Here is a 24,274-nt window from a genome sequence, read left to right as displayed (position 1 = left end):
ATTGGGACAAGCAATGGCAATAGAGCCGTTGCTTGTTTCCATACGACGAGTATTCGACCAATGATTGGGCACCCTATAGTTAAATACGTTCGAGGGGGTGTCTTTTTTATGACGTTGGAGAAGAAAAGACTAGATATTACCGATCGTATAGTCGGTAAACTTAAAAATGATACAATCGAGCTGTTTGCGGAGAACGAACCGATCGGACGGATTGTTCTTTCCGAAGCCGGCGGTACCTTTGAATTGAACAATGGGTATGAGAAAGAACTAGATAAAATTTATAAGCAGGTCACATTGACAACCGATCCTGATCAAAAGTACGTCGATTGCGACAGCGAGTATGGCTGGTGTTGAAAGCAGCGGGTTTTTACCTTACCGTTGCTTTTTTATTTTTTGCAACATGAAAGGAGAAAATGGTGTGTTTATGGAATAAAATATATGTAATCTCTTTTCATTAGGTGATGCTTATGACAATGGTAGAGACAGGAAAAGTGATTATTGTAGAGGGGCGATCTGATAAGAAGAAACTAGAGTGCATTATTAAAGAACCAGTTGAAATCATTTGTACAAATGGTACGATTAGTAATGCTAAATTAGACGAATTAATCGATGAGCTATATAATAAAGAAGTATTCATATTAGTCGATGCTGACGAAGCAGGAGAAAAGCTGCGGAAGCAATTTCGACGTGAACTTCCCGAAGCGGAACATTTATATATTGATCGAATGTATCGAGAAGTAGCAGCAGCACCAAAACAACACATTGCGGCTGTGTTATTAAGCGCCAATATAGATGTGCATACGGATTATTTATAAAAGGTGTGAAAAATACGCAAATGGAAGCCTTGACATTGGAGCAAATCGACGAAGCAATCGAACAAGAGGAGATTGTATGCGTTTATTTATATACGCCGATGTGCGGAACATGTCAGCTCGCAAGCCGGATGCTTGAAATTGTTCAAGAGCTATTCCCTGATATAAAGTTTTGCAAATCAGACATTAATTATATGCCAGAACGTGCAATTTCATGGAGCATTGAGAGTGTTCCGTGTCTTCTCATATTCCGAAACGCGCAGCTAGAGAAAAAAATATACGCGTTTCATTCCGTTCCGTACTTGTATGAAACGATTAAAAAGCTTTTATAAAGAGATGGCTTGAAGCCCTTGATTTAAAATTCCAACCAAAAAATGAACGAAAGATAAGGCTGTCCGAAAAAATCACATTTTCGTGATCTTTTCGGGCAGCTTTTTTTTAAAAAAATATAGAAAAATTCGACATAAAAACCCTTTATTTCACATATTTCTCAGGAAATATCAGTAATACGTATAGAGTTTGTGGTTTAATTTGTATATTTTATTGGTCATTTGTCGAGAAGTTAGCAAAGGATTCATGCGCTTTCTCATGGAATGTACATGTAAGAGACTAATGGGGGAGGTTGGTAAAACAATGGGGATCTATAGTCTTATTCAGCAATTCATTGAAAGGATTCAAACGTTACATCATTTATTACCGCTTTTGCCTGAGGAGCATGTATATATTCAGTTTGAATGTGAGAACGAGAATGTTATTTTTGCTATTTCAAAAAACGGTACGGAAGAGGAAAAAAATGTAGATGAAAAAAGACTATTAACGATTCGGGGTTCAGAAGAGGCGATTCAAGCGCTTTTAACTGGAGAATTAAAATTACAGCAACAAATGCGCCTGAAAGAGTTGTCCGTTGTGGGAAGCTTTCGGCATATACTTCTTTTAGAATCAATTTTTCATTTAGCGAAGCCTTATCGATTTGTTCGCTAAAGGTTTTTAATATTAAGAAAATAATTAACGAAAAGAAAATGGCGTGGTACAATTCGAAAAAATAAAACGATTATACATTTCTTATCAAGAAAGGCGGAGAGGGACTGGCCTGATGAAGCCCGGCAACCGGTTTTTGCAACACGGTGCCAGAGTACGGTATTAAGATGCATTTTGTTGATCCAGCTAATCTGGAAAATTTTCGCGCGGCAATCACGCCAAATACAAAAGCGATTTTCGCCGAAACAATCGGCAATCCGAGCCTGCATGTATTAGACATTGAAGCCGTAGCTGAGATTGCTCATGAAGCAGGCATCCTACTTATTATCGATAACACGTTTGCGACTCCTTATTTATGCAGACCGATTGAGCATGGAGCTGATATTGTTGTTCATTCAGCAACGAAATGGTTACTTGGAAACGGAACAACGCTTGGCGGGATTATTGTCGATGGTGGAAATTTTGATTGGAACTCACCAAAATTCCCTGAATTTACAACGCCGGATCCGAGCTATCATAATCTTGTTTATGCCGAAGCGTTCGGACCTGCCGCCGATATTGCTAAGGCGCGAGTATAACTATTGCGTGATTTAGGCCCAGCCATTAGTCCTTTCAATGCCTTTCAGCTTAACTTTGTGGTCTTGAGACATTACATGTGCGTATGAAAGAACATATTGCTAATACGCGAACAATTGTTGAATATTTAGATCGTCATCCAGCTGTAGAATGGGTGCTTTATCCGGAACATGAGCAACATCCGTCTAAAGATTTAGCAGAAAAATATTTGCCAAAAGGAGCTGGTGCAGTCGTTGTTTTTGGAATTAAAGGTGGCCGGAAAGCAGGAGCAAAACTGATTAACAACGTGAAATTTTGGTCACATGTAGCCAACGCTGGTGACGCGAAAAGTTTAATTATTCATCCGGCAAGCACGACGCATCAGCAGTTGAGTGCAGAAGATTTAAAAGCATCTGGCGTTACTGAAGATTTGATTCGCTTATCTGTTGGAATTGAGAATGTGGATGATTTAATTGAAGATTTGGAACAGGCAATTCAAGCCGCTACTGAAGTTGCCTCGGATTTGTCTTTGTATCGATGATCAAAGTTTTTGTTGACACTTTATTTCATGCATGTTAAAATCACACTTGTAATTTATAAAACTACTTGAGCTGATTAAAGTTTTAATTGAATAAAGCGCGTTCAGTGCTCTTATCAAGAGAGGTGGAGGGATGTGCCCAATGAAACCCGGCAACCGTCAGCATTTTTGCTGAAATGGTGCCAATTCACACAAAGCGATTGCTTTGAGAGATAAGAGACAGAATAGGAGATAATGCCTTTCTGTTCTCTTGAGCAGAAAGGTTTTTTATTTTAAGTATGTCGGCGAAGATAGGAAGCAGCTGTGAAGAAAAGGAAGGTGAGAAGCAAATGATTACATTAGAAAATGTAACGAAAATTTATCAATCTAGCAACGGTTCAGTAACAGCTGTCGATGATGTGAGCTTGCACATTAAAGAAGGGGAAATTTTCGGGATTATTGGTTATAGTGGAGCTGGAAAAAGTTCGTTAATTCGTATGTTAAATGGACTAGAAAAGCCCACGAAGGGAAATGTCATCGTTGCTGATCGAAATATTGCCAATATTAAGGGGAAAGAATTACGCGAAGCTCGTCAAGAAATCGGGATGATTTTCCAACATTTTAATTTATTATGGTCAAGAACCGTGCGTGAAAATATTGCGTTTCCATTAGAGATTGCAGGAGTTCCAAAGGAACAACGGTTAAAACGCGTGGACGAGCTCATTCAGCTTGTTGGCTTGCAAGGACGTGAAAATGCCTATCCATCACAATTAAGCGGCGGCCAAAAGCAGCGTGTCGGCATCGCCCGTGCTTTGGCGAATAATCCAAAAGTATTATTATGCGATGAGGCGACATCAGCGCTAGATCCACAAACAACAGATTCCATTCTCGATTTATTGGTAGATATTAATCAGCGTCTTCGTTTGACGATTGTTCTCATCACTCATGAGATGCACGTTATTCGGAAAATTTGTGATCGTGTAGCCGTCATGGAAAACGGTAAGATTGTTGAACAAGGCGAAGTGCTTCAAGTGTTCCGTCAACCAAAGCAGACAATTACAAAACGGTTCGTTCAACAAGTCATTGAACCGGAAGAGACAAAAGAAACGATTGCTCATTTAATAGATAAATATCCGAGAGGGAACGTGATTCAATTAACCTTTGTTGGCGAGGCAGCTGAGCAGCCATTGATAGCGAATCTTACTCGTCAATTCCAAGTAAACGTGAATATCCTTCAAGGGAAAATTTCGCAGACCCATCAAGGTTCGTACGGGGTATTATTCGTGCATATTGATGGAACAGATGAGGAAGTAGCAAAAGCGATTGATTATATTCGCCAACAACAGGTTGGGGTGGAGGTGATTACCGATGTTCAATAGCCTCTTACCGAATGTGCAATGGGATACCATTTGGGCGGCGACAGTAGAAACCCTTTATATGACTGGTATTGCTGTTGTTGCAACGTTTGTGTTAGGTATTATCCTTGGTCTTTTATTATTTTTAACCTCAAAGGGGAATATATGGGAGAATCGGCTGGCGAATGCGATTATTGCGGCGTTTGTGAATATTTTTCGCTCTATTCCGTTCATTATTTTAATTATTTTATTGATTCCGTTTACTAAGCTTGTCGTTGGTACGATTCTCGGTGCGAATGCGGCATTGCCAGCACTTATTATTGGTGCTGCCCCGTTTTACGCGCGCATGGTTGAGATTGCGTTGCGAGAAATTGATAAAGGTGTCATTGAAGCAGCAAAAGCGATGGGAGCGACAACAGCGACAATTATTTGGAAAGTGCTTCTTCCGGAATCGTTGCCGGCTCTTGTTTCCGGAATCACGGTGACAGCGATTGCTCTTGTTGGCTATACAGCCATGGCTGGCGTTGTCGGTGCGGGTGGACTTGGAAACCTTGCTTATTTAGAGGGATTCCAACGCAACCATAACGATGTTACATTTGTGGCTACCGTTCTTATTTTAGTCATTGTTTTTGTCATTCAGTTTATTGGTGACTTTGTCACTTCTAAAATAGATAAACGATAAAAAGGGGGAAAATAGTATGAAAAAATGGCTTAGCGCATTATTTGCAGCTGTGCTCGTATTAGCGCTTGCTGCATGCGGCAGCAATGACAATGCTGAAGGAAGTAAAGAAGGAAAAACAACAAAATTAGTCGTCGGTGCTTCTAACGTTCCACACGCGGAAATTTTAGAACAAGCAAAGCCAATTCTTAAGAAAAAAGGAATTGATCTTAAAATCGTAAAATTCCAAGATTATATATTGCCAAACAAAGCATTGGCGGATAAAGAAATTGATGCGAACTACTTCCAACATATTCCTTATTTAGAATCTCAGAAAAAGGAATACGGTTATGACTTCGTGAATGCAGGTGGCATTCATATCGAACCAATCGGTATCTATTCGAAAAAGCACAAAAGCCTTGAAGAACTACCAAAAGGCGCAACGATCATTATGAGCAACTCTGTTGCAGACCATGGTCGTATTTTATCAATGTTGGAAGAAAAAGGACTTATTAAACTAAGAGAAGGTGTAGATAAAACAAAAGCAACGGTTAAAGATATTGTCGAAAACCCGAAAAAATTGAAATTTAAAGCAGATGTTGATGCAGGTCTTTTACCACAAATCTATAAAAACAATGAAGGCGATGCGGTGGTCATTAACGCAAACTATGCGTTAGATGCTGGTTTAGACCCTGCGAAAGATCCAATCGCAGTCGAATCGCCAAAAAACAACCCATACGTCAATATCATTGCGGTACGTAAAGGTGATGAAAACCGCAAAGAAATCAAAACGCTTGTAGAAGTGCTTCAATCGAAAGAAATTCAAAACTTTATTAAAGAAAAATATAAAGGTGCAGTTATTCCAGCGGCACAAAAATAATAACGGAAGCAGTTTTGCTTCCGTTATTTCTTTTTCGGCAGTTTTTCAAGAACAGCGATTAATAAAGTAATAATGATGACTGAACATTGTACAGAAATCACAATTACCGCAATGTCGGTAAACATTAGTGAACCGAGAGCGAATATAACATAAAGGAGCATCATTAAAAACATTGATATCCATTTGTCCAACATCATTTTGTCTTCACTTCACTATATTTGAATTCGCTTGTTTAATCTCCTTTTCCTTTAAGCATACTAACAGCGATATGATTCTTTCGAAGGGGTGTTTGTAGTGAATCAGCAAAGCTATACATCGACAGAAGCGGCGTTACAACATTACAAAGAAGGGTTGGGAACGTTTACGCAAAAATTGCCGGAAATCGCTAGAAGCTTTAATGCCTTTACGGAAGCTTGTTTTGAAGAAGGAGCATTATCGAAAAAAGAAAAGCAGCTCATCGCGCTTGGAATTAGTCTGGCTACCCAAGATGAGTATTGCACGATTTATCATACAAAAGGTTGCCTTGATCAAGGTGCATCGGAACAGGAAATTTTGGAGACTTGCGGTGTAGCCGCGGCATTTGCTGGAGGAGCAGCAATGAGCCAAGCGGTGACATTAGTTCAAGAATGTATCGCTGAACTTGCGACAAAACATTAAATCACTAAAGACTCCGAATGGGAGTCTTTTTTCGATTACATATGTACATCATAACTTGTCAACTGCGCATCACTTAATCGAAACTTCGTAAAGGTTTGAAGTGGGGATTGCGAGTGCCAAGCAGTCCTAACGTGTGGGGATCCGGTCGTTAGGGAAGGTTCGTATAGGATCGTGTCTTGTATGGTACCGTCCAACGGTTTGTTATCCATCGATAGTATTTATTTTCCACATATAGTAGACACATGATGACGTTCAACGTTTACGGTGGCGATGATTTCTTGCCGCAACCTATTATGTTGAGTAGTCCGTAAACAATAGGAGCGCCTGATTCAAGGGTTTTCTCCTGTGCTGGCCAAGTAAGTAGGAAATAAAGGGAAGATTTTGTCTAATGCTAACGTCCATTCCTCTCCGGATTCTCGCTTGCAGAAAGACCTTCATACACTTGAAGCTGGAGCCTTCTGTGCAATTTAAAATGGAACTTTTAAAAGTATAGGTAGGATGGTAAATGGTTGCTAATACTTTTAATTTGTTATAAAATTATAATGAGAATAAAATGAGAATATATCAATGAAGTAAGTTTAGTCAATGATATACACAATTTTTTGTGGAAATTGGAGGTATTTTTCATGGCAGTGCTGACGATTAAAGATCTTCACGTATCCGTTGAAGGAAAGGAAATTTTAAAAGGCGTGAACCTAGAAGTAAAAGGCGGTGAAATTCACGCCATCATGGGCCCGAACGGAACGGGGAAATCAACGTTGTCTTCCGCGATCATGGGCCATCCAAAATATGAAGTAACAAAGGGAAGCATTACGCTAGATGGACAAGACGTTCTTGAAATGGAAGTCGATGAACGGGCGCGTGCAGGTCTATTCTTAGCGATGCAATATCCAAGTGAAATTAGCGGTGTAACGAACGCGGACTTCCTTCGTGCGGCTATTAATGCTCGCCTTGGTGAAGGAAACGAAATTTCATTGATGAAATTTATTCGTAAATTGGATGAAAAAATGGAATTTCTTGAAATGAATTCAGATATGGCTCATCGTTACTTAAATGAAGGATTCTCCGGCGGTGAGAAAAAGCGCAATGAAATTTTGCAGCTAATGATGTTAGAGCCGAAAATCGCGATTTTAGATGAAATTGATTCCGGTCTTGATATCGACGCGTTAAAAATCGTTTCAAAAGGCGTAAATGAAATGCGCAGCAGCGACTTCGGCTGTTTAATCATCACACACTACCAACGCTTGTTAAATTACATTACTCCAGATTACGTACACGTAATGATGCAGGGACGAATTGTGAAATCAGGTGGTCCAGAATTAGCACAACGTCTAGAGGCGGAAGGATACGATTGGATTAAAAAGGAACTCGGTATTGAAGAAGAAACGGTTGAGCAAGAAGCGTAAGCGTTAGGAGGAATAGTATGGCGATTGAAACGAAACTACCATTCGACCAAGAATATGTGCGCTCCTTTTCTGAAGGGAGCGGTGAACCTAGCTGGCTTTTAGATCTTCGCTTACAAGCTCTTGCCAAAGCAGAAGAGTTACCACTACCAAAGCCAGACAAAACAAAAATCGATCAATGGAACTTTACTGAATTTGCTAACCATGTTGTGCAAAGCGCTCCGATTTCTTCATTAGAAGAACTGCCGGAAGCGGTAAAAGCACTCATTGATTTGAACGAAGAAGTGAAAAATTTATATGTCCAACGTGACAATACGCCGGCATATATTTCATTATCCGAAAACTTAAAAGAAAAAGGCGTTATTTTTACTGATATTTTTACAGCGGTACGCGAGCATAGTGAATTATTGCAAAAATATTTGATGAAAGACGGCGTCAAAATCGATGAGCATCGCTTAACCGCATTGCATGCAGCGCTTCTCAATGGCGGTGTGTTCGTGTACGTTCCAAAAAATGTGGAAATCGACACTCCGCTTCAAGCAGTGTATATTCAAGAAAGCAAAGACGCAGCATTATTTAACCACGTCATTGTTGTGGCGGAAGATAACAGTAGAGTGGTTTATGTTGAAAACTACATTTCCACAATGGAAACGTCTAATGCAGTAGTCAATATTGTTGCCGAAGTATTTGCCAACACGAATGCACGCGTATTTTTCGCAGCGGTTGATAACTTAGCCAAAGGCACGACAACGTATGTGAATCGCCGTGGCATTGCTGGGCGTGACGGACGCATCGAATGGGCATTAGGTTTAATGAATGACGGTAATACAGTTTCAGAAAATATCACCCGTTTAATTGGCGATGGTTCCTATGGTGATACAAAAACGGTTGTTGTTGGGCGCGGCGAACAAGTACAAAATTTCACGACAAGCGTGATTCATTACGGAAAACATACAGAGGGCCATATTTTAAAACATGGAGTAGTAAAAGATAGTGCTACATCGATTTTTAACGGCATCGGGAAAATTGAACATGGCGCATCAAAATCGAATGCACAGCAAGAATCGCGTGTTCTTATGCTTAGCGAAAAAGCGCGCGGCGATGCGAACCCGATTTTATTAATCGATGAAGATGATGTCATGGCTGGCCACGCTGCTTCTGTTGGTCGTGTTGACCCGATCCAGCTGTATTATTTAATGAGCCGCGGTATTCCAAGAGTAGAAGCGGAGCGCTTGATTATTCACGGATTCTTAGCTCCTGTTGTCAATGAAATTCCGATTGAAGGTGTGAAAAAACAACTTATTGAAGTGATCGAAAGGAAAGTTAGATGATGGATATGAAAGAGGTTCGTAAGCTGTTTCCGATTTTGAGTCAAGAAGTGAACGGAAAGCCGCTCGTGTATCTTGATAGCGCAGCAACCTCTCAGAAGCCTCTTCCAGTGATCGAAGCGCTTGATAAATATTATCGTGAATACAATTCGAATGTTCATCGCGGCGTGCATACCCTTGGTACAAAAGCAACGGATGCATACGAAGGGGCACGTGAAAAAGTGCGTAAATTTATTAACGCCAAGTCGACACAAGAGATTATTTTTACACGCGGAACGACAACCGCATTAAATACAGTTGCAACAAGCTATGCACGTGCAAACTTACATGAAGGCGATGAAATTGTCATTACGTATATGGAGCACCATAGCAACATTATCCCTTGGCAACAAGCCGCCAAATATACAGGGGCAACATTAAAATATATTCCGCTTCAAGAAGATGGAACCATCAGCTTAGAAGACGTTGAAAAAACGATAACACCAAATACAAAGATTGTTGCGGTTACGCAAGTATCGAACGTCTTAGGTACCATTAATCCGGTAAAAGACATTGCGAAAATCGCCCACCGAAACGGCGCTGTCGTAGTTGTAGATGCAGCGCAAAGTGCTCCGCATATGAAAATTGATGTTCAAGATTTAGATTGTGATTTTTTAGCCTTTTCCGGGCATAAGATGTGTGGTCCGACGGGAATTGGCATATTATATGGTAAAAAGGCATTGTTGGAACAGATGGAACCAGTCGAATTCGGTGGAGAAATGATCGACTTTGTCGGATTGTATGAATCGACATGGAAAGAACTTCCTTGGAAGTTTGAAGGAGGAACACCGATTATTGCAGGAGCGATTGGCTTAGGGGCAGCGATCGATTTCCTAGAGCAAGTAGGCTTAGAAAACATTGCTGCTCACGAACATGAGCTTGCTCAATATGCGTTGGAACAGCTTTCAACGATGGAAGGACTCACGATTTATGGACCGAAAGAACGTGCAGGATTAGTGACATTTAACATTGATGGTGTTCATCCGCATGATGTTGCGACTGTTCTTGATGCGGAAGGAATCGCTGTACGTGCCGGTCATCACTGTGCCCAACCGCTCATGAAGTGGTTGAATGTTTCGGCGACAGCACGTGCAAGCTTTTACCTTTATAACACAAAAGAAGATATTGATCAGCTAGTTGCCGCATTACGGAAAACAAAGGAGTATTTCGATCATGTCTTTTAATAACTCTTTAGATACTCTTTATCGCCAAGTAATTATGGATCATTACAAAAACCCGAGAAATCGCGGTGTTCTCGAAGGAAATAGTGTCGATATTAACATGAACAACCCAACATGTGGGGACCGTGTTCATTTAACGATGAAAGTAGAAGACGGGAAAATTATCGATGTAAAGTTCGAAGGGGAAGGCTGCTCGATTTCCATGTCATCAGCTTCGATGATGACGCAAGCGATTAAGGGAAAAACGGTCGAAGAAGCGTTGAGTTTGGCACAAATCTTCTCTAATATGATGCAAGGAAAAGAATACGATGACTCAATTGATTTGGGGGATATTGAAGCGCTTCAAGGTGTCTCGAAATTCCCTGCTCGCATTAAATGTGCGACGCTTGCATGGAAGGCGATGGAAAAAGGATTGCATCAACACGAATAATGGAAGCATGAAAAGGAGGCGAACATCATGGCGAAAAAAATGCCGGAAATCGGCGAATATAAATATGGCTTCGCCGATAAAGACGTTTCCGTGTTCCGGGCCAAACGCGGATTAACAAGAGAGATTGTCGAAGAAATCTCTCGCATGAAAAACGAACCGCAATGGATGCTCGAATTTCGTTTAAAGGCATTAGATATTTTCTACAGCATGCCAATGCCGCAATGGGGTGGCGATTTATCTAGCCTAGATTTTGATGAGATTACCTATTATGTTAAACCATCAGAAAAGTCCGGGCGTTCTTGGGATGAAGTGCCAGCGGAAATTAAAGCGACGTTTGATAAATTAGGAATTCCAGAAGCGGAACAAAAATATTTAGCAGGAGTATCAGCGCAATACGAATCGGAAGTTGTGTACCATAATATGAAAGAAGACCTTGAAAAATTAGGTGTTATTTTCAAAGATACAGATTCCGCATTAAAAGAAAACGAAGACATTTTCCGCGAGCATTGGGCAAAAGTCGTACCACCAACAGATAATAAGTTTGCGGCGTTAAACTCTGCGGTATGGTCCGGTGGATCGTTCATTTACGTGCCAAAAGGCGTAAAAGTAGAAACCCCATTGCAAGCGTATTTCCGCATTAACTCTGAAAACATGGGGCAGTTTGAACGCACGTTAATTATCGTTGATGAAGGTGCGCACGTTCATTACGTGGAAGGTTGTACAGCTCCAGTGTATACGACGAATTCTCTTCATAGTGCAGTTGTTGAAATTATCGTCAAGAAAGGCGCTTACTGTCGTTATACAACGATTCAAAACTGGGCGAACAACGTCTTTAACCTTGTTACGAAGCGTGCGGTTTGCGAAGAAAACGCAACAATGGAATGGATTGACGGAAACATCGGTTCAAAATTAACGATGAAATATCCAGCTGTCATTTTAAAAGGCGAAGGTGCACGTGGATTAACGCTTTCGATTGCGATTGCCGGAAAAGGTCAACATCAAGACGCCGGTGCGAAAATGATTCACCTTGCGCCAAATACATCATCGACGATTGTTTCCAAATCCATTTCGAAACAAGGTGGAAAAGTGACATATCGCGGTATCGTTCATTTCGGTCGAAAAGCGTCAGGCTCGCGCTCGAATATTGAATGTGACACGCTCATTATGGATAATCAATCAACATCCGATACGATTCCGTACAACGAAATTTTAAATGACAACATTTCGTTGGAGCATGAAGCAAAAGTATCGAAAGTATCAGAAGAGCAATTGTTCTATCTCATGAGCCGCGGCATTTCCGAACAAGAAGCAACGGAAATGATCGTCATGGGATTCATTGAGCCATTTACAAGAGAACTTCCAATGGAATACGCTGTTGAAATGAATCGTCTCATTAAATTCGAAATGGAAGGATCCATTGGTTAATTTGGATATCACTAACCCGGTCATTCGTTGCCACGAAGGACCGGGTTTTTCATTGTCACCTAATCTCATGGAATCATTACCAAGTCTTAAATGATTGTGATATGATGGAAGCAGGTGATACAAATGATTTATATTGGACTAACGGGCTGGGGGGACCATGATCGTCTTTATCCGCCCGGCCTTGCTGCAAAAGATAAATTACAAGAATACGCTGCTCATTTTCCAACTGTAGAAGTCGATTCATATTTTTATGCGATTCAGCCAAGGCAGAACGTGGAAAAATGGATTCGCGAAACACCAAAATCGTTCCAGTTTATCGTCAAAGCATACCAAGGAATGACAGGACATGAACGTGGAGAAATACCTTATCAAAACAAAGAAGAGATGTTTGCAGCCTTTTTAGCATCGATTGAGCCATTTATCGAAGCAGGCAAGTTAGCAATGGTATTGTTTCAATTTCCGCCTTGGTTTGATTGTCGCCGGGAACATGTGACGTATTTGCGTTGGTGTCGAATGAAGATGGGGAATATACCGGTGGCGTTAGAATTTCGCCATCAATCATGGTTTGCCCCTCGTTTTTATGAAAAAACATTACAATTTATGACCGAAGAAGGATGGATTCATAGTATTTGTGACGAACCACAGGCAGGGGAAGGTTCGGTTCCAACTGTTCTTTACCCAACGAACCGGGAAAAAACGCTCATCCGGTTTCACGGCCGAAATATCTACGGCTGGAATAAAGCAACAAGCGGAGAAAACTGGCGAGCGGTTCGGTATTTGTATCGCTATCGTGAAGAGGAATTGCTCGAATGGGTGAGCCATATTCAAAAACTGAAAGAGACAACAAACAATATTTATGTGTTATTCAACAATAATTCCGGCGGTGATGCCGCAGACAATGCGAAGCAGTTCATGCGTTTGCTTGGCATTGAATATACCGATTTAGCGCCGCGGCAACTAGACTTATTTTAATGGATGGAGATGAGGATAATGGAATACGTGCTGCTGATTCTAGTCGGGTTTTTAGCCGGTACCATTGGTAGTTTAGTCGGCTTAGGGGGAGGAGTAATTATCGTTCCGTCTTTATTATTTTTAGGAGCGACTCACTTTTTACCGACTGTTTCGCCGCAAGTTGCTGTTGGGACATCATTAGTTGTCATTATTTTTAACGGCCTTTCTTCGACGTTATCTTATATGAAAGATAAAATGGTTGATTACCGAAGCGGACTTCTCTTTTTTATTGGAAGTGGACCAGGAGCGATCGTTGGTGCATGGGTGAACAATGTGCTAAGCTTAGCTCATTTCTCCCTTTATTTCGGCCTCTTTCTAATCTTTGTCTCGTTTTTGCTAATGTTAAATAGAGATTCTTCGAAACAAGTAGAATCCAAGCATTTTAAAATTACGCGTACGTATATAACGAATGAAGGGGAAACGGTTACGTACGGCTATCATCCTGTGCTAGCGATTGTGATTGCATTTATCGTTGGTTTTTTTGGTGGACTTTTTGGTATCGGCGGCGGTTCGCTAATGGTTCCGGCTATGATTTTATTATTTTTGTTCCCGCCGCATGTGGCGGTAGCGACGTCAATGTTTATTGTGTTCCTGTCTTCCCTCGTTAGTTCTCTGACGCATATTACAATGGGAAATGTAGAATGGCTATTTGCCCTTGCTCTTATTCCGGGCGTTTGGTTTGGTGCAAAAACGGGCGCGTTCATTAATAAACGGTTAAAAAGTAAAACGGTCGTCATCGTTTTGCGGCTTGTGCTTGTTCTTCTTGGAATTCGCCTAATTTATCAAGGCATTTCGTAAAAGAGGTGTTGTTTGTTGGCACAAACGATTTATATTTACCATACAAACGATGTACATAGCCACTTTGAAAATTGGCCAAAAATCGTGAAATTTTTGCAGGAGCGAAGAAAAGAACATGAACGCAACAAAGAAGCGATGTTATTATTTGACATTGGAGATTTCATTGACCGGTTTCATCCGATTACAGAGGCGACAAGAGGAAAAGCGAATGTTGAGCTGTTAAATGAGCTCCATTATGATGCGATCACGATTGGCAATAACGAGGGAATTACCTTAACTCACGAAGAATTAAATGAGCTGTATGAAGAAGCTCGGTTTCCAGTCCTTGTTGCGAATTTGTTTCAACAAGATGGTAAACGTCCTGCTTGGCTCCGACCTTATGAGCTGATTTCTCTTTCAGATAAAATTACCTTGGGGGTTATCGGTATTACCGCCCCTTTTAGAAAATTTTATGAGTTGCTCGGTTGGACAGTCGTCTCTCCATTTGATCTGTTGGCAGAAATGGTAGCGGAAGTACGAAAAAAAGCGGATTTTGTCGTTTTGCTATCTCATTTAGGAATTAACGATGATGAGAAAATCGCCCAAACGGTACAAGGAATTGATGTAATTATCGGGGGACACTCCCACCATTTATTGCCTAATGGAAAAATAGTCGATGGCACGCTGTTATGTGGAGCGGGGAAATATGGCCAGTACATCGGTGTGGTCAAACTAGACATAGATGAGATCAATAAGCCGACAGCAACAGCTTCTGTAGTAGATGTGTCGATGCTTCCAGATTGTGAAAACACAAAACAACAACTGTTGGTACTTCAACAAGAAAGCGTGCGTCAGCTTGAACAAGAAAAAGTGGTTGAGCTTCATGAAGATTTGCCGTTACAATGGTTTGCCCCTTCACCGCTTTCTCAACTGTTAGCAACCGCCTTAAAAGAATGGTGCGATGGTGACATTGGGATGGTGAATGCGGGTGTGCTATTAGAGCCACTTTCTAAAGGGATCGTCACAAAAAAAGACTTACATCGCATTTGTCCACATCCAATCAATCCATGCAAAGTCTATTTGCGAGGCGATAAGTTAAAAGAAGTGATTTTGCAGGCGAATACGGAGGAAATGAAACACTTTCCTGTCAAAGGTTTTGGATTTCGTGGCAAAGTGATGGGGCAGATGGTATATGATGGGGTTGAATTACAAACGGAAATTATGAAAGATGGTTCAGAACGTATTTACCAGATTTTGATTAACGGAGAAGCACTAAATATGGACAAAACATATGCCGTGGCAACAATTGATATGTTTACATTTGGACATTTTTACCCAGAAATTTGCCGTGCTCTGCAAAAAACATATTATATGCCGGAATTTTTGCGTGATCTTTTAGCATGGAAGTTATCCAACAATAGATAGGAACACTTCCTTTCTCGATTCATACATTGAATTAGGGAAAGGAGCGTGGGGATGATGGTAACCGTCAAACCGATTATGATTGAGAACTATCCGTTTATCGCTGTTTCAGTTCAGTTGCCAAAAACGAATTTACTTGCTGTAGCAAATGAAAAGGGCTATATTATGTGCGGGGCATTAGATGTGAACCTGTTAAATGAACAATTGAAAGATCGCGGTATTATTGCAGGGAGAGCCGTAGGCGTCCGCACGATTGAACAATTATTAGAAGCTCCGCTTGAGTCCATCACGATCGCTGCTGAAAAGCTTGGCATCAAGGTTGGTATGAAAGGAAAAGACGCATTGCTGAAAATGATATAAAAAATTATAAAAGAAAAGTGCGTTATGTCCTCTCTTTACAGCATACATATAGCTTGTAAAGGGGGGATATTCATTTTGGCAAAGTTTCCCGTTCGCTTGTCGAAGAAAAGGGGTCCACTGCCTTTTCGCTATTTATTTTTGTTAACGTTCGTATTTTTTATATTATCGACAGCAGTTAGCCTTTGGATTATTAATAAAGGAATTGAGCCAACGCTTATGGATATTGCCGAGAAAGAAACGAAGCGGATTGCGAACTTGATCATTAATGGTGCAATAAATCAACAAATTACCGAAGACGATGTTGATGTCAAAGATTTGATTAAGGTTCAACAAGATGAATATGGAAGAATTTCTTCTATCGATTTTAACGCTGCCGTTGTAAATCGAGTTCTCGCTAAAACAAACAATCGAGTGTTAAAAAACTTAAAAGCGGCGGAACAAGGAGATTTACGAGAACTTGAATTTCCAGATGTAAAAATCGAAACAAACGGTATGGAAAATGAAGGAATTATTTATCATATCCCACTTGGTCAGGCAACGAACAATACGTTACTTGGAAATTTGGGTCCAAGGATTCCCGTGCGCTTTTACGTCATTGGTAATGCGACTTCAGATGTTAAAACAAAAGTGGAACCATTTGGAATTAACAATGCTCTTATTAAAGTGCTCATTCATATTAAAGTCAATGTACAAGTAGTGATTCCGTTCGCAACCAAGTCTGCTACTGTCTCAACTGATATCCCGATAGCGATGCACGTTATTCAAGGAGAGGTACCGAACTTTTATAACAATGGAGGAAATTCTGATCCATCATTTGAAATTCCGCTCAATTGATATGTACTGCAGTCTTGAATTTGTGATACTGTATTAATTACAAAAATTTTTTGATATATGACATTTTGTGTTAGCTATCCCAGCAATAATAAGGGATAGCTATTTTAATTGAATATCAAAATTTGTAAATATTATTTTGATATTGCAGACTATAGACGTTATACTCATTTATATATAAAAAGTCAAAAAATAAAAATTATTTTTTATCCATTTAAAGACAAGAACTTGTACAAATGGAAAATCGATAACAGCGGGAAACGCGAGACGGCTTTATTTTGGCAGAGGCGGGGCAGCCATCGGTTTGGGAAACTTAACAGCTTTGGTGTTGTGCTGGCTAAACTTAGTCGAAATCATTTTGCTTGCATGGGTCGTGCATGAACTAAACCATTTGCACAACCATGCGAGACAGTGTGGTTGACATTATGTTAGGGGCATGGTGGAAAATTTGCTTAAGTGTCATTACAATGATTGTCTTAGGTTATATGATGATTGATAACATTCGTACAAACTCAAAAGAAAATTACCGTGGATATGAGACTTGGTTTGTGATATCGCTCGGTTGGGTCGCCGCTGTGTTAACGCTACTTGTTGGCATTGCCTTTTCAATGAAACGGCAGAGAGTGTCATGATGCTTATTGATAAGGAGGTTTAGCGACTAAGTATTATTCATGCTGTTGTAAAAGCAAAACACAAAATCATAGAGAAGAAACGGTTTATTGATTGTGAACATATGGTAGGCAATTCGTCAGAGGGATTGTTTCTGCAAACCTGTCTCAAAGCTAAGATCAGATAAAGAAATGATGTTATGAAAAAGAGGTCGGATTACTTCCGACCTCTTTGTTTTTTCTTTATCTTTTCCATTCGCTCCCACATTTTTAAATGAGGATAAGGGTCAAATGACCATTCCGTGTAGCCGTTATCTTTATACATTCCATAATGGAGATGTGGAGGAAACTTTCCAGCAGTGCCTGGTGGACCGTAACCGGAGCTGCCGACAGAGCCGATAATCGTCCCCGGTTCAACGATTTGTCCCTCACGCAAATCGCTTACAAATCCGTTTAAGTGGGCAAAATAATGGTACGTATTGTTAATATCTCGGATGCCGACACGCCATCCTCCATATTTATTCCATCCTTTCAGCTCAACAATTCCATAACAAGTTGAACGTACGGGAACTCCATAACTAGCGAAGATATCTGTTCCTTCATGAATGCGTCTTCCGCCCCATCCTCTTGCGCTGCCCCATGTATTCTTGTAACTGTAATTGGAATAAAGGGGAAGAGGGAATACATGACCATCGAGCTTGAGGGTTTGATACTTTTTATAAATTTTGACTTTCCCTAAGATTAAATCGACTGTTTTGCTTCGTTGATAATAGTTCCATAATGCCATTTTAATATGCTGGTGGTCAGTTCCGTATGACTGGAGAAATCGAGCCATAGAGAAGATGATATCTTCATCGTTTGTTGGATCGGCTACACCGTCTCCGTTTCCGTCAATTCCCAATCCGCCAAATTGCGAGATCGTGAACGGGTTAGTATCATTTTCAGCTTTGTTGAGTGGCCCTGCCCATATTTCCGGCTTAATATAAATCCCAAGCACTCCTTTAGGTTTAGGGAGATCACGACGAACTTGACGAACATTTCGCTCATATTGATCAATGGCGGCAAAATAATACCAAGGAATGAGTGAGACAGCCTCCGCTTTTTTATACAACTCCATTCGTTGCTGATATATCTTGTCTTGATCAGTGCTTGTTTGCGCCAGTGCAGTAAGCGGTGTAGTAAAAGTAAATAGCGCGATGAGCGTGAGAACAACAAATTGATACACTCTTTTCTACTCCTTTCCCATCGGTCTCATATGTTTAGTTTGAGGAGATTCTTTCGTTTCATAAATGTTAAAAATCGGTAGACCAATCGGTTTGCGACAATTTCTTTGTGTTCGTCCGTTCTTTTTCTTATAATTAAGATATAACTTTAAATTATTGGAGTGTGAAAAATGGCTACAAATGAAGAACGTCTTCGAAAACCAGAATGGTTAAAGATAAAATTAAACACAAACGAAAATTATATCGGTTTAAAGAAAATGATGCGTGAAAAACAACTGCATACAGTATGCGAAGAAGCGAAGTGTCCAAACATTCATGAATGTTGGGCGGTAAGAAGAACAGCAACATTTATGATTTTAGGTAATGTTTGTACGCGCGCTTGTCGCTTCTGTGCAGTAAAAACAGGATTGCCGACGGAGCTAGATTGGCAAGAGCCAGAGCGCGTGGCTGATTCCGTGCGTCTCATGAATTTAAAACATGTCGTGGTTACTGCAGTAGCTCGGGATGATTTAAAAGACGGAGGCGCAGCTGTATTTGCGGAAACAGTACGGGCAATTCGCCGTAAAAATCCGTTGACAACCATTGAAGTCCTTCCTTCTGATATGGGAGGCGTATATGAAAATTTAAAAGTTTTGATGGATGCGCGACCAGATATTTTAAATCATAATATTGAAACGGTTCGACGTCTTACACCAAGAGTACGTGCGCGTGCTACATACGAGCGTTCTCTTGAATTTTTGCGTCGTGCCAAAGAATTGCAGCCAGATATCCCGACAAAATCGAGCATTATGGTTGGCCTTGGTGAGACGAAGGAAGAAATTCTCGAAGCGATGGACGACTTACGAGCGAATCATGTCGATATTTTAACGATCGGTCAATATTTGCAGCCAACGAAAAAACATTTGAAAGTCGAAAAATATTACCATCCACATGAATTTATGGAGCTGAAAGAAATTGCGTTAAGCAAAGGATTTAGCCATTGCGAAGCGGGTCCGCTTGTTCGCTCGTCTTATCATGCCGATGAACAAGTAAATGCTGCTACCCGCCAAATGAAAGCATAAATTCAAAAAACGGTCTGATTCCTTCTCAAAAGGAAATCAGGCCGTTTTATTTATTAAGGAAAGAGAGTATCAATTTTCCAAGAAGTCTAGTCCGGCATCTGTCCTCTTATGTCAAATGAACTCGTTACGAAGCAATCAGTACTTCTGCGTGTGAAGAACATTTGGCTTCGTAAACGATTCGCGCTATCTCCGCTTTCTTCATTGTGCAGATCCGGCGACCGTTTCCTAGATACGCTTTAGTTCCACTGCGGCGGCAACACATTGAGTCAACTTCTTTGAGTAACCCACGCAAGATTACATGAAGTTTGGTCTGAGCCTCCCCGCAGATCCTTTCAGTACGTTTCGAGGGATGCGGGTCGCTACTGTCTAGCTCGGTTCGCAATCAGTTTGCTTCACTCAACATTTGCTTAGAGCATGGTTTGAAGAGAGCTTTGTGGTCAAACCAGCTCTCCTTGGTGGGAAGAATATGTGCCCATCGCACTTAACAGAGAGACTTATTTCGTTCCCATTTGTTTTGGTGTGCCATCGTGAGTATCACGATCGAGACGGTCGTTCCTTTCATTAATCATTTCTCCGTTTGCATTTTCCCCGTCGCTTAATTTACGACCTTGAGGATATTTCAACATTTCTTTAATCGTTGTATCAATAATTTGGTCGATGTTGCGGCTGTTTGAATCTAAACGACCGAAGCGCTCAATTTCTTTCATCATGCGCGGGTCGTCAGCTACGTATACGTGGTAGTAGCGCGGGACAACAGAAAGCGCTGTCTTCTTCACTTGGTCAGCTGTTTCAAAACGGTTTTTTGTATCCGTATCGTAAGCAATTAACACTTCTTCATCTGTTACAAGAGTCGCAACATCATTGACGTTTGGAAGCTGTGTACACAATTTGCTGATTAAATCAGCGACACGTTCACGATTTAGTGTCGGCATATTTGCGTATTGATTCATATCACCGGGAATAGGGCTTTTTTGATGGCGAACATAACCAAAATTGTTCATCGGTGTATCATCGCCGTTTGGAACTCCTTCATCGTTATATAAATCATTACGATCTGTTACGTTAATTGTGTTGCCGCTTCGTTCCAATATGTCATCATCGTTATTTTCAGCCATTTGCGCACATCCAACTAGCGAAACAGTAGCGCTAATGGATAACGCAAGTAACGTCTTTTTCAATGCAAACACCCCCTCACCTTCAGCATGCCTTTCTTTGCAAACTTTGATAACAGTAATTGATTGGGAACGTTTCATCATTTATGATTAAAAGTGAAAGATGAGGTGAATAGAATGATTTGCATTAACAATACGTGTTATGAATTAATCGAAAATGTAAAGAACGGTTTTAATGAAGAAGCATTTCGCGCGCGCTATGCCGATATTTTAAATAAGTATGATTACATTGTCGGGGATTGGGGATATAATCAATTGCGTTTAAGAGGGTTTTTTGATGATCATAATCAAAAAGCCACGTACGATACAAAAATTAGTACGTTGTCGGAATATTTGTATGAGTATTGTAATTTTGGTTGCGCGTATTTTGTATTGCGGAAAGTAAAAAGGTAAAAATGGCTATCTCATTCCAATATGAGATAGCCGTTTTTTATCATAAATTATGCTTGTCCGTAAGGAAATTGCTCATTTTTTCTCGGATCGTCATGCGGTGGATGGGCCCCCGGATCTTGTCTCGGAATGTCTTGATGCAACGACTTGTATTCGTAGTTAAAGGCGCTATAATAACGCTGACCTTTTTTCCATGGAGTACTTTTGTTTTGCACGGGCTCGTTCTTACCACGCGGGGAACCGTACGGACCTTCTGGAAGCGTTTCCGGAACAAGAAAATTTCGGATTTTTTCGACCGTAGAAAAATCGCTATATTTTTCCTCTTCTCTCATATTATCACCTTCTTCGCAAGGGGGTTACGTATAATAATTTCCCCCGAACGAAAAGGAGCTATGAAATAAATTCATTTAAAAATGAGCGTAAATCGTTGGCATCTTCTTCGCTTAGGCGATACGCCTGCTCTAAATAACCCGGTTCGTCTAAATCATCTTGACCGATAATGGCAAAGCGGTTACTTTGCATATTGAGGACCAAATATTTTCCATAAAAGCGATCCGTTTGAATAATCGCCAAATCAAAACGTTGCTGCTTTCCTAAAAAGCTGACAAATCGTGTTTTCGTTTCCACTGTATCATCGTATAAGAAAAAGCGTTCATCCATTGCTTATTTCCTCCATCCAAACAAAGTTATATTTTTATGATAACAAACGTTCATGTAAATGTCTGTATGGATTTAGTGTGATACAATAGAAGAGAAACATCCAAAACAGGGGGGATAATAGATGTACTTTGTCGATCGTAATAAAATTGAGAAAACATTACGTTACATGGAAACGTTATTACGTGTATATAAACAGCAAACATCATGGGAGGGAGAGCTTGCCCAGCTTGCTTTGGAGCGCACCATTCATCTGTTGATTGAAGCGGTGTTAGATGTCGGAAATGCGATGATTGACGGTTTTATTATGCGCGATCCGGGCAGCTACGAAGACATCATCGACATTTTAACAGATGAAAAAGTAATTACTGAACATGATGCAAAAGGTTTGAAAGCGATTATTTCATATCGAAAAATGCTCGTCCAACAGTATACAGACGTTCATCATTCACAATTGTTAGAAACGGTCAACGAGCACTTCTCAGCATTACAATCGTATCCGATGGCGATTCGGACGTATTTGGAAAACGAACTCGGACCGGTATCAGCATTCCGAAATTAGCTCGAAAAGTGCGTAAACATAAGAAATACTATAAAATGAAGGGGAAGGCGGTAACGGTGATAGACTACAAATTCCCTTCTGCGAAACAGAGAAGTCGAAAAGTGTTTCACCGTAATTAGTGAAACGCTGTACGCCTCATTTGCAGGTATTAGAGCGTAATGGACTTGTACATGTCATTACTTGTTCGCCAAGCGATGGACAAGCGAACGAACGTATACGAACTGCCGGGAAAAGACAAAGAAATGCCCCTTAAATTGGTAAAAAACTGAATGATCGTGATTCTGTTTCAAATACGAACGGAACGAATGAACAAACAATACAGCTACGATTTTGTCAACTTGCCGGGATGGCACAATGAACAAGGTGCTAATCACAGTTATTTACACATGCCGGATGTAGTGTTACAAACGTGTATGGACACAAAAGAGATGTATTCATTAATCAGTTACAATATATGTGAAAACGCTTCAGATTGCCAAGAAGCGTTTTTGTTTTTGACATTTGCCATCCCTTGAGATAAAGTGTGTTACGTGTAAATGTGAAAAGGGAGTGAATGATGTTGAAAAAATATAAAGGATATTTAATCGATTTAGACGGTACGATGTATCGTGGAACAGAATGCATTGTTGAAGCGCGTGAGTTTGTCAAAGAATTATACCGACGTGATATTCCGTACTTATTTGTGACGAATAACTCATCACGGACGCCAGCACAAGTGGCAGAAAAACTTCAATCGTTTGACATTCCGGCAACAGAACAACAAGTGTTTACGACAAGCCAAGCCACGGCCAATTACATTTTTGAGAAAAATCCGAATGCGTCTGTCTATGTTATTGGAGAAGAAGGAATTCAAACCGCACTTAAGGAAAAAGGATTTACATTCGCAGGAGAAACTGCTGACTTTGTCGTAATGGGAATTGATCGAAGCATTACATACGAAAAACTAGCAGTGGCTTGTTTAGCGGTTCGCAATGGAGCTACGTTTATTTCAACAAACGGTGATATCGCAATTCCAACGGAACGAGGGCTATTGCCAGGAAACGGGTCGTTGACAGCGGTTGTGGCTGTATCTACCCAAGTTCAACCGATTTTTATCGGAAAACCAGAAAAAATTATTATGGAACAGGCATTAAAAGTTCTCGATGTACCAAGAGAAGACACCTTAATGATTGGTGATTATTATGATACCGATATTATGGCAGGGATGAATGCAGGGATCGATACATTGTTAGTTCATACGGGAGTGACGACAAAAGAACTATTACAGCAATATGAAAAACAGCCAACATACACTGTTGACTCGTTACAAGAGTGGATGGAACGAATTTAAATAACAAAGGAGGCGCGTGTGTTTTTTCGAAAAAGAAGAAAAGCGCCTCCGTTTTTTTATTCACTATGAGTCGCTCGATGTGCCAACCGGCTTGAAGCAGCGGCCGCAATGGCCCCGACGATGTCATCTAAAAACGTATTGCATTTTCCAGTTGATTTATCGTTTAAGTATTGTAAAATTCCCGGTTTTTGTTTATCAATATAGCCATAATTGGTGAATCCGATAGAACCATATACATTGACAATCGATAGCGCTAAAATTTCGTCTACCCCGTATAATCCTTCGTCACGGCGAATAATAGATTGTAATGGTTCATCCAATTTGCCTTCTTCGGCCAAACGATCAAGCTGAATGCCGGTAAGGATTGCATTTTGTACTTCCCGTTTCGAAATAACACGATTGACGTTTTCGATACACTCTTCAATTTGTAAATCCGGATGGTATTTCGACTGAAGATAGTAGACGAGTTGAGCGATATCTTCAATGGTGACACCGCGCTCTTCTAACCATTGGCGCGCAGTTTGTTCAAGGTTCGTCATGCTCTGTTCTTTCATTCGCTTCACCTGTTTCTTTTATAAAGTGTTTTTTATTATATGTTTATCATGACACAAATGTGTCTTTCATGTAAACCATGCTGCATTTATTGTGAGGA

31 protein-coding genes, 1 pseudogene and 1 riboswitch are annotated in these 24,274 nt (G+C 40.5%); of the genes and pseudogenes, 26 read left to right on the top strand and 6 right to left on the bottom strand.

What is annotated here, in order from left to right; translation table 11 throughout:
* Positions 1-108: 108 nt before the first annotated feature.
* The 8 genes and pseudogenes from ISX45_RS13420 (at position 109) to ISX45_RS13385 (ending at position 5,755) form a co-directional block, all read left to right on the top strand.
* Positions 109-354: a YusG family protein gene (locus ISX45_RS13420; protein WP_181556454.1), complete on the top strand. Its 246-nt coding sequence runs from the start codon at positions 109-111 to the stop codon at positions 352-354.
* 119 nt (positions 355-473) lie between these two features.
* Entirely contained in the window at positions 474-815 is a 342-nt protein-coding gene (locus ISX45_RS13415; RefSeq protein ID WP_373367417.1) for a toprim domain-containing protein, read from the top strand.
* Positions 816-835: 20 nt separating this feature from the next.
* Positions 836-1,144, top strand: a complete 309-nt coding sequence (locus ISX45_RS13410; protein ID WP_181556452.1) for a thioredoxin family protein — start codon at positions 836-838, stop codon at positions 1,142-1,144.
* A gap of 301 nt (positions 1,145-1,445) precedes the next feature.
* Positions 1,446-1,793 carry an SCP2 sterol-binding domain-containing protein gene (locus ISX45_RS13405; RefSeq protein ID WP_194519178.1) on the top strand — a complete coding sequence of 116 codons (348 nt, stop codon included), beginning with the start codon at positions 1,446-1,448 and terminating at the stop codon, positions 1,791-1,793.
* A gap of 131 nt (positions 1,794-1,924) precedes the next feature.
* Positions 1,925-2,886: pseudogene (locus ISX45_RS13400) on the top strand (O-acetylhomoserine aminocarboxypropyltransferase/cysteine synthase family protein); the annotation flags it as partial.
* Positions 2,887-2,993: 107 nt separating this feature from the next.
* Positions 2,994-3,102, top strand: a riboswitch (SAM riboswitch).
* A 110-nt stretch (positions 3,103-3,212) separates the two neighbouring features.
* On the top strand, positions 3,213-4,241 hold the full coding sequence (locus ISX45_RS13395; RefSeq protein WP_181556450.1) for a methionine ABC transporter ATP-binding protein: 1,029 nt from the start codon (positions 3,213-3,215) through the stop codon (positions 4,239-4,241).
* The gene (locus tag ISX45_RS13390) at positions 4,231-4,899 is read left to right on the top strand and encodes a methionine ABC transporter permease (protein WP_181556449.1); all 669 of its coding nucleotides are present in this window, start codon (positions 4,231-4,233) and stop codon (positions 4,897-4,899) included. The genes ISX45_RS13395 and ISX45_RS13390 overlap by 11 nt, the downstream gene beginning before the upstream one ends.
* Before the next feature lie 16 nt (positions 4,900-4,915).
* Positions 4,916-5,755, top strand: a complete 840-nt coding sequence (locus tag ISX45_RS13385; protein ID WP_181556448.1) for a MetQ/NlpA family ABC transporter substrate-binding protein — start codon at positions 4,916-4,918, stop codon at positions 5,753-5,755.
* A gap of 23 nt (positions 5,756-5,778) precedes the next feature.
* Here the strand turns inward: ISX45_RS13385 and ISX45_RS13380 are convergent, their stop codons facing one another.
* Positions 5,779-5,952: a hypothetical protein gene (locus tag ISX45_RS13380; RefSeq protein WP_194519177.1), complete on the bottom strand. Its 174-nt coding sequence runs from the start codon at positions 5,950-5,952 to the stop codon at positions 5,779-5,781.
* Between the two features lie 97 nt (positions 5,953-6,049).
* On the opposite strand from ISX45_RS13380, the gene ISX45_RS13375 reads away from it, so the two are divergent.
* The 13 genes from ISX45_RS13375 (at position 6,050) to ISX45_RS13315 (ending at position 17,251) form a co-directional block, all read left to right on the top strand.
* Complete coding sequence (locus ISX45_RS13375) at positions 6,050-6,412, top strand: carboxymuconolactone decarboxylase family protein (protein WP_194519176.1); 363 nt, start codon at positions 6,050-6,052, stop codon at positions 6,410-6,412.
* A gap of 626 nt (positions 6,413-7,038) precedes the next feature.
* A complete protein-coding gene (gene sufC / locus ISX45_RS13370) occupies positions 7,039-7,818 on the top strand; it encodes a Fe-S cluster assembly ATPase SufC (protein ID WP_181556445.1) in 780 nt (259 codons plus the stop codon).
* A 17-nt stretch (positions 7,819-7,835) separates the two neighbouring features.
* Complete coding sequence (gene sufD / locus ISX45_RS13365; protein ID WP_181556444.1) at positions 7,836-9,146, top strand: Fe-S cluster assembly protein SufD; 1,311 nt, start codon at positions 7,836-7,838, stop codon at positions 9,144-9,146.
* Positions 9,146-10,366 (top strand): cysteine desulfurase, encoded by a 1,221-nt coding sequence (locus ISX45_RS13360; RefSeq protein ID WP_181556443.1) that lies wholly within the window; start codon positions 9,146-9,148, stop codon positions 10,364-10,366. Before sufD ends, ISX45_RS13360 begins: the two co-directional genes overlap by 1 nt.
* Complete coding sequence (sufU, locus tag ISX45_RS13355; protein ID WP_181556442.1) at positions 10,356-10,793, top strand: Fe-S cluster assembly sulfur transfer protein SufU; 438 nt, start codon at positions 10,356-10,358, stop codon at positions 10,791-10,793. The genes ISX45_RS13360 and sufU overlap by 11 nt, the downstream gene beginning before the upstream one ends.
* A gap of 27 nt (positions 10,794-10,820) precedes the next feature.
* Positions 10,821-12,218 carry a Fe-S cluster assembly protein SufB gene (gene sufB, locus ISX45_RS13350; RefSeq protein WP_181556441.1) on the top strand — a complete coding sequence of 466 codons (1,398 nt, stop codon included), beginning with the start codon at positions 10,821-10,823 and terminating at the stop codon, positions 12,216-12,218.
* Between the two features lie 123 nt (positions 12,219-12,341).
* Entirely contained in the window at positions 12,342-13,190 is an 849-nt protein-coding gene (locus ISX45_RS13345) for a DUF72 domain-containing protein (RefSeq protein ID WP_194519175.1), read from the top strand.
* A gap of 18 nt (positions 13,191-13,208) precedes the next feature.
* Positions 13,209-14,027, top strand: a complete 819-nt coding sequence (locus ISX45_RS13340) for a sulfite exporter TauE/SafE family protein (RefSeq protein WP_194519174.1) — start codon at positions 13,209-13,211, stop codon at positions 14,025-14,027.
* 15 nt (positions 14,028-14,042) lie between these two features.
* Positions 14,043-15,431: a bifunctional metallophosphatase/5'-nucleotidase gene (locus ISX45_RS13335; RefSeq protein ID WP_194519173.1), complete on the top strand. Its 1,389-nt coding sequence runs from the start codon at positions 14,043-14,045 to the stop codon at positions 15,429-15,431.
* Between the two features lie 54 nt (positions 15,432-15,485).
* Positions 15,486-15,788 (top strand): YunC family protein, encoded by a 303-nt coding sequence (locus ISX45_RS13330; RefSeq protein ID WP_181556572.1) that lies wholly within the window; start codon positions 15,486-15,488, stop codon positions 15,786-15,788.
* 75 nt (positions 15,789-15,863) lie between these two features.
* Entirely contained in the window at positions 15,864-16,622 is a 759-nt protein-coding gene (gene yunB, locus ISX45_RS13325; RefSeq protein ID WP_228485552.1) for a sporulation protein YunB, read from the top strand.
* Positions 16,623-16,730: 108 nt separating this feature from the next.
* Positions 16,731-17,000 carry a hypothetical protein gene (locus tag ISX45_RS13320; RefSeq protein ID WP_194519172.1) on the top strand — a complete coding sequence of 90 codons (270 nt, stop codon included), beginning with the start codon at positions 16,731-16,733 and terminating at the stop codon, positions 16,998-17,000.
* A 44-nt stretch (positions 17,001-17,044) separates the two neighbouring features.
* On the top strand, positions 17,045-17,251 hold the full coding sequence (locus ISX45_RS13315) for a hypothetical protein (protein WP_194519171.1): 207 nt from the start codon (positions 17,045-17,047) through the stop codon (positions 17,249-17,251).
* Positions 17,252-17,444: 193 nt separating this feature from the next.
* On the opposite strand, the gene ISX45_RS13310 is transcribed toward ISX45_RS13315, so the two are convergent.
* On the bottom strand, positions 17,445-18,389 hold the full coding sequence (locus ISX45_RS13310; protein WP_228485726.1) for a M23 family metallopeptidase: 945 nt from the start codon (positions 18,387-18,389) through the stop codon (positions 17,445-17,447).
* A gap of 231 nt (positions 18,390-18,620) precedes the next feature.
* Between ISX45_RS13310 and lipA the strand changes: the two genes are divergently transcribed.
* Positions 18,621-19,511: a lipoyl synthase gene (gene lipA, locus ISX45_RS13305; RefSeq protein WP_181556435.1), complete on the top strand. Its 891-nt coding sequence runs from the start codon at positions 18,621-18,623 to the stop codon at positions 19,509-19,511.
* 494 nt (positions 19,512-20,005) lie between these two features.
* Here lipA and ISX45_RS13300 read toward each other — a convergent pair whose 3' ends face one another.
* On the bottom strand, positions 20,006-20,689 hold the full coding sequence (locus tag ISX45_RS13300) for a YhcN/YlaJ family sporulation lipoprotein (RefSeq protein ID WP_194519170.1): 684 nt from the start codon (positions 20,687-20,689) through the stop codon (positions 20,006-20,008).
* Between the two features lie 111 nt (positions 20,690-20,800).
* Between ISX45_RS13300 and ISX45_RS13295 the strand changes: the two genes are divergently transcribed.
* The gene (locus tag ISX45_RS13295) at positions 20,801-21,076 is read left to right on the top strand and encodes a YutD family protein (protein ID WP_181556433.1); all 276 of its coding nucleotides are present in this window, start codon (positions 20,801-20,803) and stop codon (positions 21,074-21,076) included.
* 47 nt (positions 21,077-21,123) lie between these two features.
* Here ISX45_RS13295 and ISX45_RS13290 read toward each other — a convergent pair whose 3' ends face one another.
* The gene (locus ISX45_RS13290; protein ID WP_194519169.1) at positions 21,124-21,405 is read right to left on the bottom strand and encodes a cytosolic protein; all 282 of its coding nucleotides are present in this window, start codon (positions 21,403-21,405) and stop codon (positions 21,124-21,126) included.
* 58 nt (positions 21,406-21,463) lie between these two features.
* A complete protein-coding gene (locus tag ISX45_RS13285; RefSeq protein ID WP_194519168.1) occupies positions 21,464-21,733 on the bottom strand; it encodes a DUF3055 domain-containing protein in 270 nt (89 codons plus the stop codon).
* A gap of 121 nt (positions 21,734-21,854) precedes the next feature.
* Between ISX45_RS13285 and hepT the strand changes: the two genes are divergently transcribed.
* From hepT to ISX45_RS13270, 3 genes are all read left to right on the top strand, one after another.
* Entirely contained in the window at positions 21,855-22,292 is a 438-nt protein-coding gene (gene hepT, locus ISX45_RS13280) for a type VII toxin-antitoxin system HepT family RNase toxin (protein ID WP_194519167.1), read from the top strand.
* 269 nt (positions 22,293-22,561) lie between these two features.
* Positions 22,562-22,807 carry a hypothetical protein gene (locus ISX45_RS13275; protein WP_194519166.1) on the top strand — a complete coding sequence of 82 codons (246 nt, stop codon included), beginning with the start codon at positions 22,562-22,564 and terminating at the stop codon, positions 22,805-22,807.
* 44 nt (positions 22,808-22,851) lie between these two features.
* Positions 22,852-23,622, top strand: a complete 771-nt coding sequence (locus ISX45_RS13270) for a TIGR01457 family HAD-type hydrolase (protein WP_181556429.1) — start codon at positions 22,852-22,854, stop codon at positions 23,620-23,622.
* A gap of 56 nt (positions 23,623-23,678) precedes the next feature.
* Here ISX45_RS13270 and ISX45_RS13265 read toward each other — a convergent pair whose 3' ends face one another.
* The gene (locus tag ISX45_RS13265) at positions 23,679-24,176 is read right to left on the bottom strand and encodes a phosphatidylglycerophosphatase A family protein (RefSeq protein ID WP_181556428.1); all 498 of its coding nucleotides are present in this window, start codon (positions 24,174-24,176) and stop codon (positions 23,679-23,681) included.
* Positions 24,177-24,274 lie beyond the last annotated feature (98 nt).

The organism is Thermaerobacillus caldiproteolyticus (assembly GCF_015326725.1).
Lineage (GTDB): Bacteria > Bacillota > Bacilli > Bacillales > Anoxybacillaceae > Thermaerobacillus > Thermaerobacillus caldiproteolyticus.
Note: the sequence above shows the minus strand (reverse complement) of the source record. Positions and strands in the feature narration are given on the sequence as shown.